Raw genomic sequence first — 15,519 nt, 5'->3', positions numbered from 1 at the left:
TCGAACACCACATCTCGAACGGAGGAGTCCATGGCCAGCGAAGAGCATGAAGACAGCACCATTTACAAAGTCGTCGTGAACCACGAGGAGCAGTACTCGATCTGGCCCGAGTACCGGGAAAACCCGGTCGGCTGGCGCGACGCGGGCAAGGCCGGCAGCAAGGCGGAGTGCCTCGATCACATCAAGGAGGTCTGGACCGACATGCGGCCGCTCAGCCTGCGCAAGCGGATGGAAGAGGGACAGGGGTCGTGAACGACTCGAGCGCGCTGGCCACGTCAGAGGCGACGCCAGAGGCAACGCGGGAGTCGCGCGAGGGCGCCGCGCGGGGCGAGGCGGCGGGACTCTCGCGGTCCTGCTTCCCCGGCGGCGCGCTGCCGCTCCTCGCGAGCCCGCTCGGCCGCGGGGACGTCGCCGGCGTCCCCGCGCTCGCCGCGGCCATCCGGGCGTGCGCGGAAGAGGAGCTGACCCGGCACGGAGCGGTGCTGTTCCGCGGCTTCCCGGTCCGATCGCTCGCCGACTTCCACGCCTTCGTCCGGATCGTGACGCCGGATCTCCTGGACTACACGTTCGGGTCGACGCCGCGCTCCCACGTGCAGGACCGCATCTACACGTCGACGGAGTACCCCGCTCACCAGCACATCCCTCTTCACAACGAGCAGTCGTACACGCTCGATTGGCCGCTCAAGATCTGGTTTCACTGCGCAGAGGCCGCGCCCGAGGGGGGCAGCACCCCGCTCGCCGACAGCCGCGAGGTCTTCCGGCGCATCCCTGTCCGGATCCGGGAGCGCCTTGCGGCGAAGAAGGTGATGTACGTGCGCAACTACGGAAACGGCCTGGACCTGCCGTGGCAGAAGGTCTTCGGCACGAGCGACCGGGCCGAGGTCGAGCGCTTCTGCCGCGCGGCAGGCATCGAGTGCGTGTGGAAGGCCGACGGCGAGCTGCGCACACGCCAGGTGTGCCAGGCCGTGGCCACCCACCCGCGCACCGGCGAGCAGGTGTGGTTCAACCAGGCCCACCTGTTCCACGTCTCCAACCTGGACCCGGCCGCGCGGGAGGCGCTCCTCGCGATCTTCGCCGAGGAAGACCTGCCCCGAAACGCCCTCTACGGCGACGGATCGCCCATCGAGGGCGCCGTGCTCGATGAGATCCGCGAGGTGTACAGGCAGCTCGCCGTGGAGTTCGCCTGGCAAGCGGGGGACGTGCTCCTCGCAGACAACATGCTTGTCGCCCACGGGCGCGCGCCCTTCCGCGGCCCGCGCAAGGTCCTTGTCGCCATGGCCGAGCCGCACCGGGCCAAGGCCTCCTGAGGAGTTTCCATGCTTGAGGATGTCTTCGTTTTTCCGATGAGCTTCGCCCAGGAGCGGCTGTGGTTCCTGGCCCAGCTCGAGCCGGAGAGCGCTTCTTACAACATGGCCACGGCCGTGCGGCTCACCGGATCGCTCGATGTCTCCGTGGTGGAGCGGTGCCTGGCGGAGATCGTGCGCCGGCACGAGATCCTGCGCACGACGTTCGCCGTCGTCGACGGGCAGCCCTCCCAGGTCGTCCAGCCCGACGGGGCGGCGCGGCTCGAGCGGCTCGACCTCGGCGTCCTGCCGCCGGCGCAGCGAGACGCGGAGCTCCGGCGCCTGATCGAGCGCGAGGCGCGGCGGCCGTTCGACCTCACGAGCGGCCCGCTCCTCCGGCTCACGCTCCTGCGGCTCGGATCGGAAGAACACATCCTCCTCTGGGGGGTCCACCACATCGTCTTCGACGGGTGGTCCACGAGCCTGGTCCTCGGCGAGTTCGCCGCGCTCTACACGGCGTTCGTGGCGGGCCGGCCCGCCCCGCTCGCCGATCCGGCGCTCCAGTACGCGGACTTCGCGCACTGGCAGCGCCAGCGCGTCGAGGGCGGATTGCTCGAGACCCAGCTCGCCTACTGGACGAAGCAGCTCTCGGGACAGCCGGGGGTGCTGGAGCTGCCCACGGATCGCCCCCGGCCGGCGACCCAGCGCTACCAGGGAGCGCGGCGCTTCTTCCGCGTGCCCGGCGCGCTCGCCGCGGAGCTCGGCGCGCTGGCGCGGCGCGAGGAGACGACGCTGTTCGCGGTGCTGACGGCGGCGTTCCAGGCCCTGCTCGCCCGCCACGCGGGGACGTTCGACATCAGCGTGGGCACGCCGGTGACGAACCGGAGCCGGGCCGAGCTGGAAGGGCTCGTCGGCTGCTTCGCCAACACCGTCGTGCTCCGCGCCGATCTCTCCGGGGATCCGTCGTTCGCGCAGCTGCTCGGCCGGGTCACGCAGACCGTGCGCGCGGCGCAGACGCACCAGGAGGTGCCGTTCGACCAGGTGGTGGAGGCCGTGAGCCCGGTCCGCGACCTGAGCCACGCGCCGCTCTGCCAGGTGATGTTCGCGCTCCAGCCGGTGCTCCGGCAGCCGATGGAGATCCCGGGCCTCGGCGTGCGCCTCCTCGATCTGGACGTGGGCGGCGCCCAGTTCGATCTGTCGCTCGACGTCGCGCCCGACGAGGACGGGCTGGCGGCCGCCCTCGAATACGACACCGACCTGTTCGACGAGGCGACGATCGCGCGGATGGCCGACCACCTCCTGCGCCTGCTCGCGGGCGCGGCGGCGAGCCCCGGGGCGCGCCTGTCGGAGCTGCCGATGCTCGCGGCCGAGGAGCAGCGGCAGGTGTTCGGGTGGAGGACGACAGGGGCGCTCCGCGCGACCCCGCGCGCCGTCCACCGGATGTTCGAGGAGCAGGCCGCGCGCGCGCCCGGGGCGACGGCCGTCGTCCACGAGGAGCGGCAGATCACGTACGGCGAGCTCGATCGGCGGGCCAACCAGCTGGCGCAGCTGCTCCGGCGGCGAGGGGTGGGGCCGGAGGTCCGCGTGGGCCTCTGCCTGCCGCGCTCGATCGAGATGATCGCCGCGGTGCTGGGCGTGCTGAAGGCGGGCGGCGCCTACGTCCCGCTCGATCCCAACCTCCCGCGGGAGCGCGTCGCCGCGATGATCGACGGCGCCGGGATCCGCGTGGTGATCGCCGAGGAGGGCGCGGCGGGCGAGCAGCCGCCCGGCGTGGCGGTGATCCAGCTCGACGCCTCCTTCACGTGCGTGCGCCGCGAGCCTTCCGCGCCGCCGGCCGGCGAGCCGGCGCCCGAGCAGGCGGCCTACACCCTCTACACCTCCGGCTCGACGGGGACGCCCAAGGGCGTCGTGGTCCCGCACCGGGCGATCGCGAGCTTCGTCGACGTCGCGGCGGGGGTCTACGAGATCTCGTCGCGCGACCGGGTGCTGCAGTTCGCGTCGCTGAGCTTCGACGCGAGCGCGGAGGAGATCTTCCCGTGCCTCGCGCGAGGCGCGACGCTGGTGCTGCGCACCGAGGCGATGCTCGAGTCCGTCGCCGGGTTCCTCGCGGCGTGCGGCGCGTGGGGCGTGACCGCGGCGGTGCTGCCGACCATGTACTGGCACCGCATCGTCGCGGAGCTCGGCGAGGGCGCGGCCCTGCCGCCGTGCCTCCGGCAGATCGTCATCACCGGCGAGGCGGCCTTGCCCGAGCGGGTGAGCGCCTGGCGGGCGTCGCCCGACGCCGCGCGCGTCCGCCTGCTGAACGCCTACGGCCCGACCGAGACCACCGTGACCGCGACGGTCAGCAACCTGTCGGCCGCCGTGGACCCGCGCGAGGCGTGGGCGGTCCCCATCGGCCGGCCGCTCGCCAACACGCGCGCGTACGTGCTCGATCCCGCCGGGAAACCGGTGCCGGCCGGCGTCGTCGGAGAGCTGTACCTCGGAGGCCAGGGGCTCGCGCGCGGGTACTGGGCGCGCCCGGAGCTGACCGCGGAGCGCTTCGTCCCGGATCCCTTCGCGGACCGGCCAGGAGAGCGGCTCTACCGGACGGGGGACCGGGCGCGGTGGCGCGCGGACGGGCAGCTCGAGTTCGCCGGCCGCGTGGATCACCAGGTGAAGCTGCGCGGCTTCCGGATCGAGCCCGGGGAGATCGAGGCGCGGCTCGGCGAGCAGCCCGGGGTGCGCGAGGCGGTCGTGATCGTGCGGCAGGATCGGCCGGAGGAGCGGCGGCTCGTGGCGTACGTCGCGGCCAGCGCGGACGTGGCGCCGGAGGAGCTGCGACGCGCGCTCAAGGAGCAGGTGCCGGACTACATGGTGCCGTCGGCGTTCGTGGTGCTCGAGGAGCTGCCGCACACGCCCTACGGGAAGATCGACCGGCGCGCGCTGCCGGCGCCGGCCGCGCCGAGCGGCGAGGCGGCGACGCCGCGCACCGAGGCCGAGGCGACGCTCGCGGGGATCTGGGCGGAGCTGCTGGGACGGCCGGCGGTCGGGGTCCAGGAGAACTTCTTCGAGCTGGGCGGCGACTCGATCCTGGCGCTCCAGGTCGTCTCCCGCGCGCGGGCCGCGGGCCTCTCGCTCACGCCGCGGCAGATCTTCCAGCACCAGACGATCGTCGATCTGGCCGCGGTGGCGGCGCCGGCCTCGGCGCCGGTCGCGGAGGCGGAGCTCGCCGGCGACGCGCCGCTCACGCCGATCCAGCGCTGGTTCTTCGAGCTGGGCGGGCCGAACCCGCACCACTGGAACCAGACCGTGCTGCTCGAGCTGCGGCAGCGGATCTCCGTCGAGGCGCTCACGGCCGCGGTCCAGGCCACGGCCGACCACCACGGCGCGCTGCGGCTGCGGTTCACGCGCGAGGCGGGCGGCTTTCGCCAGCGCACCGCGGGCTCGGCTGGCGCGGCGGTCGCGCGGGTCGACCTGTCGGACCTCCCCGCCGAGGCGCAGGCCGCGGCGCTGGCCAGGGCGGCCGGGGAGCACCAGGCGCAGCTCCACCTCAGCGAGGGGCCGCTCCTCCGCGCGGTGCTGTTCGAGCTGGGCCCGGAGCGCCCGGGCCGCCTCCTCCTGGTCGCGCACCACCTCGTGGTCGACGCGGTCTCGTGGCGGATCCTGCTCGAGGATCTCCAGACCGCCTACCGGCAGCTCGGCAGCGGCGAGGCGATCCGGCTGCCGGAAGAGACCCTCTCCTTCGGCGAGTTCGCCCGGCGCCTGGGCGCGCACGCCCGATCCGAGGCGGCGGCGCGGCCGGCCGAGGCGTGGCTCGCCGCGAGCCGCCCCACGGCGGCGCTGCCCGCGGACGATCCGGCCGGCGGGTCGCTCGAGGCGGAGACCGTCTATCTGACCCAGTTCCTCGCCGCCGAGGACACGCGCGCGCTGCTGCAGGCGACGCCCGCGTACCGGATGCGCGTGGACGAGCTCCTGCTCGCGGCCTTCGCCGGGGCGCTCTCGCGGTGGACGGGCGATCCGGCCGTGCGCATCGACCTGGAGGGGCACGGGCGCGACGCGCTCGACGACGTGGACCTCTCCCGGACGGTCGGGTGGTTCACGAGCATCTACCCCGTCCGGCTGGAGGTCCCGGCCGGCGCGGCGCCCGACGTCGTGCTCAAGGCGACGAAGGAGCAGCTCCGCGCCGTCCCCCGGGGCGGCGCCTCGTACGGGGTGCTCCGGTACCTGAGCGAGGACGAGCGCGCCGCGCGGCTCCGCGAGCACGCGGCGCCGCAGGTGAGCTTCAACTACCTCGGGCAGTGGGACGACCTCTTCGCGTCGAGCCCGCTGTTCGCGCACGCCGAGGGCGACGTCGGGCGCACCCAGGATCCGCGCACGCCGCGGGGCTACGAGCTGGAGGTCGACGCGGCCATCGTCGGCGGGCGCCTCCGCGTGATGTGGAATTACAGCGGCGCCCGCTACCGGCCCGAGACGATGGCGCGGCTCAGCGAGGACTTCGCGGCGCGGCTGCGCGCCCTCGTCGCGCACTGCCTTTCGCCGGACAGCGGAGGGTACACGCCCTCGGACTTCCCCCTCGCGCGGCTCGACCAGGCCAGGCTGGACCGCCTGCTGGGGGCCGGCCGCGACGTCGAGGACGTCTATCCCTTGAGCCCGCTCCAGCAAGGGCTGCTCTTCCACAGCCTGTGGGAGCCCGGCTCCGGCGTCTACGTCGAGCAGGTGACGTGCCGGCTGGAGGGCGCGCTCGACGTGGACGCGTTCCGCAGGGCCTGGGAGGCCGTGGTCCACCACCACGGCGTCCTGCGCACGACCTTCGCGTGGGAAGGGGCCGACGAGCCGCTCCAGGTCGTGCGGCGCGGGGGCGCGGTGGAGGCGGTGGAGATCGAGATCGAGGACCTCCGCGGCGCCGGGGACGAGGAGCACCTGGCGCGGGTGGCCGCCCGCGTCGACGCGGATCGCGCGAGGGGCTTCGATCTGGCGCGGGGTCCGCTGATGCGCGTCTCGCTCCTGCGCCTCGGGGACGAGGCGTACCACGTGCTCTGGAGCCACCATCACCTCCTCCTCGACGGGTGGGCGGCGTCCCTCGTGCTGCAGGACGCCTTCGTCGCCTACGACGCCCTGCGCAGCGGCCGCGCGGTCGCGCTGTCGGCTCGCCGGCGCTATCGCGAGCACATCGCGTGGCTGCGCGAGCGGGACGCCAGCGCCGAGGAGCCGTTCTGGCGAGGCGTGCTCTCGGGCTTCAGCGCGGCGACGCCGCTGCCCCTCGACCGCGTGACGCGCGAGGCGTCGACCGACGAGGCGCACGGGTACGGGGCGAAGATCGTCGCGCTGTCCGAGTCGGCCACGGCGCGGCTCGTGCGCTTCGCGCAGCAGCACCGCGTGACGACGAGCACGCTCGTCCAGGCCGCCTGGGCGCTCCTGCTCAGCCGGGCCGCCCGCAACGACGACGTGCTCTTCGGGATCACGGTCGCCGGGCGGTCGGCTCCGCTGGCCGGGATCGAGGCCATGGTGGGGCTCTTCATCAACACGCTGCCCCTGCGCGTGGCCGTGCCGCAGGCCGCCTCCGTCGCGAGCTGGCTGCGCGATCTCCAGAAGACGATCACCGAGCTCGGCGCCCACGAGCACACGCCGCTCGCGCAGACGCGGACGTACAGCGCGATCCCGGCGGGACAGCCGCTGTTCGAGAGCTTGCTCGTCTTCGAGAACTATCCCACCGATCCTCGGACCCACGAGGGATTGCCCGGCCTCGGCGTCCGCGACGTCTCGTTCGCGGACCAGACCAACTACCCGCTCACCCTGGCCGTCCTGCCGGGAGGTCAGCTCCAGCTCCGCCTGTCCTATGACCGGCGGCGATTCGACGAGGAGACCGCTTCCCGCCTGCTCGGCCTCGTGGAAGGGGCGCTCCGGCAGCTCACCCGCCGCCCCGAGGCGCCCGTCGGCGAGCTCTCGCTCCCCGGCGAGCTGGAGTCCCGGCGCGTCGTGACGGAGTGGAACGCGACCGAGCGCGCGTATCCGGACGGGCGGCGCGTCCACGAGCTCTTCGAGGCGCAGGCCGAGCGAGCGCCGGACGCCGTGGCCGTGATCTTCGAGGAGCAGCGGCTGAGCTATCGAGAGCTGAACGAGCGCGCCAATCAGGTGGCGCACGCCCTCAGGCGGCGCGGAGTCGGGCCGGACGGGCTCGTGGCCATCGCGGCCGAGCGCTCGATCGAGATGGTCGTGGGGCTGCTCGGCATCCTGAAGGCGGGCGGCGCCTACGTGCCGATCGACCCGGAGTATCCCGCCGATCGGATCGCCTTCATGCTCGAGGACGCGGGGGCGCCGGTGCTCCTGAGCCAGCGGCCCGTGGCCTCGCGCCTGCCCGCGCACCGCGCCGAGGTGCTCTGCCTGGACGAAGGCCGCGCCGAGATCGACAGGGAGCCGACAGGCAATCTCGCGGCGCCGGTGTCGCCGGACAACCTCGCTTACACCATCTACACCTCGGGCTCGACCGGGCGGCCCAAGGGCGCCGGCAACAGCCACCGTGGCCTGCTCAACCGCCTGCAGTGGATGCAGGAGCGGTACGGGCTGACCGCGGAAGACCGGGTATTGCAGAAGACGCCCTTCAGCTTCGACGTCTCGGTCTGGGAGTTCTTCTGGCCCTTGATGACGGGCGCCGGCCTCGTCGTCGCGAGGCCCGGCGACCACCGCGACGGCGAGCGGCTCGTGGAGCTGATCACGCGCCACGGCGTGACCACGCTGCACTTCGTCCCCCCCATGCTCCAGGCGTTCCTCGAGGCGCCCGGGGCGGCGTCGTGCCTGTCGCTGCGGCGGGTCATCTGCAGCGGCGAGGCGCTGCCTTCGGAGCTCGCGCGGCGGTTCTTCGAGCGGCTCGGCGCCGAGCTCCACAACCTCTATGGGCCGACCGAGGCATCCATCGATGTGACCTCCTGGGCCTGCCGGCGAGACGACGCCTCGGCCTCGGTGCCCATCGGACACCCGATCGCCAACACGCAGATCTACCTGCTCGATCGCCACGGCCACCCGGCGCCGGTGGGCGTCGCCGGGGAGCTCCACATCGGCGGCGTCGGCCTCGCCCGCGGCTATCACGAGCGGCCCGCCCTGACCGCGGAGCGCTTCGTGCCCGATCCGTTCGGGTCCACGCCCGGCGGACGGCTGTACCGGACAGGGGACCTGGCCCGCCACAGGCCCGACGGAGCCATCGAGTTCCTCGGCCGCCTCGACCACCAGGTCAAGATCCGCGGCCTGCGCGTCGAGCTCGGCGAGATCGAGGCGCGCTTGCTCCAGCACCCGGAGGTCCAGGAGGCCGTCGTTGTCGCGCGCGACGAGGCCCACGGCGGCAAGCGCCTCGTCGCCTATGTGGCCGGCCGCGACGGGTTGGCCCTCGAGCCGGAGGCGCTGCGCGGGTGGGTCGGCGAGGCGCTCCCGGCGTACATGGTGCCGGCGCCGATCGTCGTGCTCGAGCGACTGCCGCTCTCCCCGAACGGCAAGGTCGACCGCCGCGCCCTGCCCGCGCCCGAGGCGGCGGCGCTCGGCCATCGCCCCTACGTCGCGCCCCGGACCGAGGCGGAGCGGATCCTCGCGGAGGTCTGGGCGGAGGTGCTGCACCGCGCGCAGGTCGGCGTCGAGGACAACTTCTTCGAGCTGGGCGGCGACTCGATCGTCACCTTGCAGGTCATCGCGCGCGCCGCCCAGCGGGGGCTGCGCCTCTCGCCCAAGCTGCTCTTCGAGCACCCGACCGTGGCCGAGGCCGCGGCGCAGCTGACCGTGACAGCCGCGCCGGAGGAGGCGCCGCCCGCGCCGCCGCCCGCCCCCGAGTCCCCTGATGCCGGCCTCTCCGCGGAAGAGTGGAGCGATCTCCTGGACGAGCTCCAGAGGTGAACCATGTCTAGCAAGCCTGATCCGTCTGCCAACATCGAAAGCGTCTATCCCCTCTCCCCCATGCAGGAGGGGATGCTGTTCCACACGCTCCTCCGCCCGTCCTCGGGCGTCTACCTCATGCAGAATCGCTATCGCATCGAGGGAGATCTGCAGATCGACGCGTTCGAGCGCGGCTGGCGAGAGGTGGTGGCGCGGCACGCGATCCTGCGCACCTCCTTCGTCTGGCGGAGCCAGAAGCGCCCGCTCCAGGTCGTCCACAAGGCGGTGGAGCTGCCGTTCGAGGTGCTCGACTACCGGGGCCTCACCGCGGAGGCCCAGGAGGCGCGCATCTCCATGGAGCTCCGCGACGAGCTCGACCGAGGACTGGACTTCGGCAAGGCGCCGGTGATGCGCCTCCGCCTCGTCCGGCTGGGCGACCGGACTCACGAGCTCGTCCACAGCTTCCACCACATCCTCTTCGACGAGTGGTGCACGTCGCTCCTGATGATGGACTTCCTCGCGCACTACGAGGCGCTGGTCCGGGGCGACGCGTCGCGCCCAGCGCCCGCGCGCCCCTACCGCGATTACATCGACTGGCTCGGGCGGCGAGACGTCCAGGCCGCAGAGGCGTTCTGGCGGGGCGCCCTCAAGGGCTTCGGGGCCCCGACGCCGCTCGGGTTCGAGGAGCGCTCCGCCGACGCGGCGGCCGCGGATCACGGCCAGATCGACGACATCGTGATCCGGCTCGGCGCGGCGCCCACGGCCGCGCTGCGCGCGCTCGCCCAGCGCCATCGCCTCACGCTCAACACGGTGGTGCAAGGCGCCTGGGCCCTGCTCCTCAGCCATTACAGCGGCGAGCCCGAGGTGCTCTTCGGCGTCACCGTCGCCGGGCGTCCCCCGGAGCTGCCTGGGGTCGAGTCCATCCTGGGCCTCTTCATCAACACGCTGCCGCTGCGCGTCCCGGTCCCCGCGGACAAGCCGCTCCTGCCGTGGCTCGCCTCGATCCTCGATCGGAACCTGGCGCTGCGGCAGCACGAGCACACGCCGCTCGTGGACATCCAGCGCTGGAGCGAGATCGAGCGCGGACAGCCGCTGTTCCAGAGCCTCTTCGTGTTCGAGAACGCGCCGGTCGACCCCGCGCTCCGCGAGGGGCGGATCGTCTTCCGGGTCGGAGACGTCCGCGACCGCGTCCACACGAACTACCCGCTCACGATCATGTCGTGGCCCGACGCCGAGCTGCCCCTCAAGCTCTCCTACGATCGGTCGCGCGTCCGGCCCGAGCTCGCCGCGCGGCTGCTCGGGCACCTCGGCGCGCTCCTCGAGGGCATGGCCGCGCGGCCCGACGCGCGCCTCGGCGATCTGCCGCACCTCACGCCGGCCGAGCGGCAGCAGGCGCTCGTCGCGTGGAACACGGCGCCCGCGGCCCCGGAGGACCTCTCCTCCTACGCCGCGCGCTTCCGCGCCCAGGTCGCGCGGACCCCCGACGCCGTCGCCGTGTCCTGCGCGGATCGGCGGCTGACCTACGCCGCGCTGAACCGCGACGCCAACCGCGCGGCGCACGCGCTGCGCGCGCGTGGCGTCCACCCCGAGCAGCGGGTGGCGCTGCTCGACGAGCGGGGCATCCCGCTGCTCACCATGATCCTCGCCGTGTTCAAGGCCGGCGGGGCGTACGTGCCGATCGATCCCGCCTACCCGGCCGAGCGCATGGCGCAGATCCTCGCGTCGAGTGAGCCCCGCGTGGTGCTGACGCGCGATCGGCACCGCGGCGCTTTGGAAAGAGCCATTGCTTTGCTGCCCGAGGCGCGCCGGCCGGCGATCGCGACCCTCGAGGGCGCCCTCGACGAGGCCTCGTCCGACGAGGACCCGGAGGAGCGCGGCGGACCGGGGCACCTCGCCTACGTCATCTACACGAGCGGCTCCACCGGGGTGCCCAAGGGCGCGATGGTCGAGCGGCGCGGGATGCTCAACAACATGCTGAGCAAGATCCCGCGGCTCGGCCTCGCGGCGGGCGACGTCATCGCGCAGACGGCGTCGCCGTGCTTCGACATCTCGGTCTGGCAGTTCCTCACCGCCCTGCTCTTCGGCGGCACGGTCGACATCGTGCCCGACGAGATCACGCGCGATCCGGCGCGCCTGCTCGAGCACGTCGAGCGCCGGGGGATCGCCGTCGCCGAGGTCGTCCCCGCCGTGCTCCAGGGCATGCTGGACGCGGCCCTCGAGCGCCCCGCGCCGCCGGCCCTCGCGCGGCTGCGCTGGATCCTGCCGACCGGCGAGGCGCTCCCCGCCGCGCTCGCCCGGGCGTGGCTCGACCGCTACCCCGCGGTGCCCCTCATGAACGCGTACGGGCCCGCGGAGTGCTCGGACGACGTGGCGCTGCACCCCATCATCGCGCCGCCCGCGGCGCACGAGACCGAGGTCCCGATCGGACGGCCGGTGGACGGCCTCCGGCTCTACGTCCTGGACCACCTGCTCGCCCCGTCGCCGGTCGGCGTGAGCGGCGAGCTCTACGTGGGCGGCATCGGCGTCGGACGCGGCTACCTCGGCGAGCCGGGCCGGACCGCCGCCGTGTTCCTCCCCGACCCCTTCAGCCAGGCGCCGGGGCGCCGGCTCTACCGGACCGGGGATCTCGGCCGCTACCGAGAAGACGGCACGATCGAGTTCGCCGGCCGGCGGGACCACCAGGTCAAGCTGCGGGGCTACCGCATCGAGCTCGGCGAGATCGAGGCGCGGCTCGCCGAGCACCCCGCCGTGCAGGAGGCCGCGGTGCTCGTCCGCGAGGACCGGCCGGGAGTGCGGCGGCTCGTCGCCTACGCGGCCGCAGGCGCTGACCTGGCCGCAGGCGCTGACGTGGCCGCGGGCGCTCCGGCGCCGGCCGCGGAGGCGCTGCGCGCGTGGCTCGCGGAGCGCCTGCCCGAGTACATGGTGCCGGCGGCCTTCGTGTTCCTGCCGGCGCTCCCCCGCACGCCGAACGGCAAGGTCGACCGGCGCGCGCTGCCCGCCCCCGAGTCCGGCGACGCGCGGAGCCACGTCTCGCCGCGCACGGCGACCGAGGAGCTGCTCGCCGGGATCTGGGCCGAGGTGCTGGGCGTCGAGCGGGTCTCCGCGGAGGACTCGTTCTTCGACCTCGGCGGCCACTCGCTGCTCTTGACGCAGGTCCTCTCGCGCGTGCGCCGCGTGCTCGACGTCGAGCTCCCGCTCCGCGCGCTCTTCGAGACGCCGACGGTGGCCGCCCAGGCGCGCGCCGTCGAGGCGGCGCGGCGCGGCCCGCTGGCCCCGCCGGCGCCGCCGCTCCTCGCCGCGCCGCGGAGCGGCCCGCCGCCGCTCTCCTTCGCGCAGGAGCGCCTGTGGTTCCTCTCCGAGCTCGAGGAGAGCGCCGCGTCGTACAACGTCCCCGCGGCGGTGCGCCTGCTCGGGCCGCTCGACGTGGCCCGCCTCGAGCGCAGCTTCGCCGCGGTGGTCCGCCGCCACGAGTCCCTGCGCGCCACGTTCGAGGAGCGCGACGGCCGGGCGGTGGCGGTCATCCACGCCGAGCAGCCGGTGACGATCGCCCTCGGGGACCTCGGCGCCGTGCCCGAGGAGGCGCGCGAGGCCGAGGCGCTGCGGCGGCTCGAGGAGCAAGCCCGCCAGCCCTTCGACCTCCGCGGCGGGCCGCTGCTCCGGATCGCGCTCGTGCGCCTCGGCGAGCGCGAGCACCTCCTGCTCGTCGTCCTCCACCACATCGTGTCGGACGGATGGTCGATGAACGTCCTCGTCCGCGAGGTGGCGGAGCTCTACGCCGCCGACGCGGAGGGGCGCGCCGCGGCGCTCCCGGCGCTCCCGATCCAGTACGCCGACTACGCCCGGTGGCAGCGCGGGTGGCTCACGGAGACGGCGCTCGACCGAGAGCTCGCGTACTTCCGCCAGCGGCTCGGCGCGGAGCCGCCGGTGCTGCGGCTGCCCACCGACAAGCCGCGCCCCGCCGCGCGGTCCTACCGGGGCGCCCGCCTCGACTTCGCGCTCCCGCGCGAGCTCTCCGCCGAGCTCGGCGCGCTCGCGCGCGGCCAGGGCGTCACGACGTTCATGCTGCTCCTCGCCGCGTTCCAGGCGCTCATGGCGCAGAGGAGCGGCCAGACGGACCTCTGCATCGGGACGCCGATCGCGGGCCGCACGCGCGTCGAGGTCGAGGGGCTCATCGGGCTCTTCGTCAACACGCTCGTGCTGCGGGCGGACCTCGGGGGGAACCCGCGCTTCGCCGATCTCCTCTCGCGGACGCGGGAGGAGGTGCTGGCCGCACAGGCGCACCAGGACCTGCCGTTCGAGCAGCTCGTGAAGGCGCTCCGGCCGGCGCGGGATCTCGGCAGCACGCCGCTGTTCCAGGTGATGTTCTCGCTCCAGGAGGCCTCGCGGCGCGCGCTCCCGCTCGCCGACCTCGAGCTCCGGCCCGTCGAGGTGGATCCGGGCAGCGCGCAGTTCGACCTCTCGCTCCACATGGCGACCGCGCCGGAGGGGCTGAGCGGCACGTTCGAGTACAGCACGGAGCTCTTCGAGGAGGGCACGATCCGCCGCATGGCGGACGACCTCCGCGCCGTGCTGGAGGCGATCGCGGCGCGGCCGACCGCGCGGCTCGGCGAGCTGCCGCTGCCGGAGGCGCCGGCCCCGGCGCAGCCCGAGCCGCCCGAGGCGGCGCCGCCGGCGGACGCGGTCCGCGAGGCGGCGCCGCCTGCGGGCGCGGGAGGAGCGCCCCCGGACGCCGCTCCCGCCACGGACGTCGAGGCGCAGCTCGCGCAGATCTGGGCCGCGGTGCTGGGCCGCGAGCGCGTCGGCCGCGACGACAACTTCTTCGAGCTGGGCGGCGACTCGATCCTGAGCCTGCAGGTCGTGTCGCGCGCGAAGCAGGCGGGCCTCCGCCTGACGGCGCGGCAGATGTTCCAGCACCAGACCCTCGCGGAGCTCTCGGCCGCCGCGGGCGTCGCCTCGGCCGCGGCGGCGGCCGGGGAGGAGCCGGCGACGGGCGACGTTCCCCTGACCCCGATCCAGCGGCGGTTCTTCGCGCGCGATCTGCCGAACCCCCATCACTGGAACCAGGCGCTCCTGCTCACGGTCGACGAGCCCCTCGACGGGCCGGCCCTGGAGGCGGCGGTGCAGGCGCTCCTGCGCCACCACGACGCCCTGCGGCTGCGCTACGTGCCGGAGGGAGACGCGTGGCGCCAGACGCACGCGCCCGGCGAGCCCGAGGCCGTCGCGCATCGGGCGGACCTCTCCAGGGTGCCCGAGGCCGACCTGCCGCGGGCGATCGAGGCGCACGCGTCCCGCTGGCAGGCGAGCCTGGACCTGACGGCGGGGCCGGTGCTCCGCGTGGTCGCCTTCGACCTCGGCGCCGGCCGGCCGGGACGGCTCTTGCTGGCCGCGCACCACCTTGTCGTCGACGGCGTGTCGTGGCGGATCCTCCTCGACGATCTCCAGACCGCCTACGACCAGGCCCGCCGCGGGGCGCCGGCGCAGCTGCCCGGCAGGACCACCTCGTTCAAGCGGTGGGCGGAGCGCCTCGAGGCCGCGGCGCAGGACGCCGCCCTCCAGGAAGAAGCGGCCTTCTGGCTCGGGCTGCCCTGGGACCGGGCGGCGCCGCTGCCGGTCGACACGCCGGCCGGGGATCGCGCGGAGACGGCCATGGCCACGGTCAAGGCGGGGCTGAGCGGGGCCGAGACGCGATCGCTGCTGGAGGCGGTGTCGGAGGCGTACCGGACGCGCGTCGACGAGGTCTTGCTGGCCGGGCTGGCCCTGGCGCTCGGGCGGTGGACCGGGCAGCGCGTGGCGGCGATCGAGGTCGAGGGCCACGGGCGCGAGGCGCTCGACGGCGAAGACCTGGACCTGTCGCGCACGGTCGGCTGGTTCACGAGCGCCTACCCGGTGCTGCTCGAGGTCGCGCCGGACGCGGCGCCGGGCGCCGTGCTCAAGACGGTGAAGGAGCAGCTCCGCCGCATCCCGCGGCGCGGCCTCCCCTACGGCGCGGTGCGGGAGCTCGGGACGGGGGCGATCGCCGACCGGCTGCGCCGCCTGCCGACGCCCGGCATCGGGTTCAACTACCTGGGGCAGTGGGACCAGGTGGTGGGCGCCGGCGCGCGGTTCTCCCTGGCCGCGGAGTCGCCCGGCGCCGAGCACGACCCGGGCAGCCCGCTCGCGTACGAGATCGAGATCGACGCGGCGGTGTACGACGGCCGCCTCGAGGCGACCTTCCGCTACAGCGCCGCGCGGTACCGGCAGGAGACGGTCGCGGCGGTCAGCGCGCTGTGGCGCGACGCGCTGAGAGAGCTGATCGCGCACTGCCTGTCTCCTGACGCCGGCGGCTACACGCCATCGGACTTCACCGACGTCGCGCTCGCGTCGGACGAGCTGGACTCCATCCTGCAAGCCCTGGACTGACGCC

At 74.3% G+C, this 15,519-nt stretch carries 4 protein-coding genes; all 4 read left to right on the top strand.

Features of this window, described 5'->3' with window-relative positions; all coding sequences use genetic code 11:
• Positions 1 to 30 precede the first annotated feature (30 nt).
• The 4 genes from WMF36_RS43075 (at position 31) to WMF36_RS43060 (ending at position 15,515) form a co-directional block, all read left to right on the top strand.
• Positions 31 to 252, top strand: coding sequence for an MbtH family protein (locus WMF36_RS43075; RefSeq protein WP_437482982.1), 222 nt, complete (start codon positions 31 to 33; stop codon positions 250 to 252).
• A gap of 119 nt (positions 253 to 371) precedes the next feature.
• Positions 372 to 1,307 carry a TauD/TfdA family dioxygenase gene (locus tag WMF36_RS43070; RefSeq protein WP_437582032.1) on the top strand — a complete coding sequence of 312 codons (936 nt, stop codon included), beginning with the start codon at positions 372 to 374 and terminating at the stop codon, positions 1,305 to 1,307.
• A 9-nt stretch (positions 1,308 to 1,316) separates the two neighbouring features.
• Positions 1,317 to 9,137, top strand: coding sequence for an amino acid adenylation domain-containing protein (locus WMF36_RS43065; protein ID WP_437576667.1), 7,821 nt, complete (start codon positions 1,317 to 1,319; stop codon positions 9,135 to 9,137).
• Between the two features lie 3 nt (positions 9,138 to 9,140).
• Entirely contained in the window at positions 9,141 to 15,515 is a 6,375-nt protein-coding gene (locus WMF36_RS43060; RefSeq protein ID WP_437576666.1) for an amino acid adenylation domain-containing protein, read from the top strand.
• Positions 15,516 to 15,519 lie beyond the last annotated feature (4 nt).

It is taken from the genome of Sorangium sp. So ce887, from assembly GCF_051521455.1.
Classification (GTDB): domain Bacteria; phylum Myxococcota_A; class Polyangia; order Polyangiales; family Polyangiaceae; genus Sorangium.
This window is presented reverse-complemented; position numbering and strand designations above follow the sequence as displayed.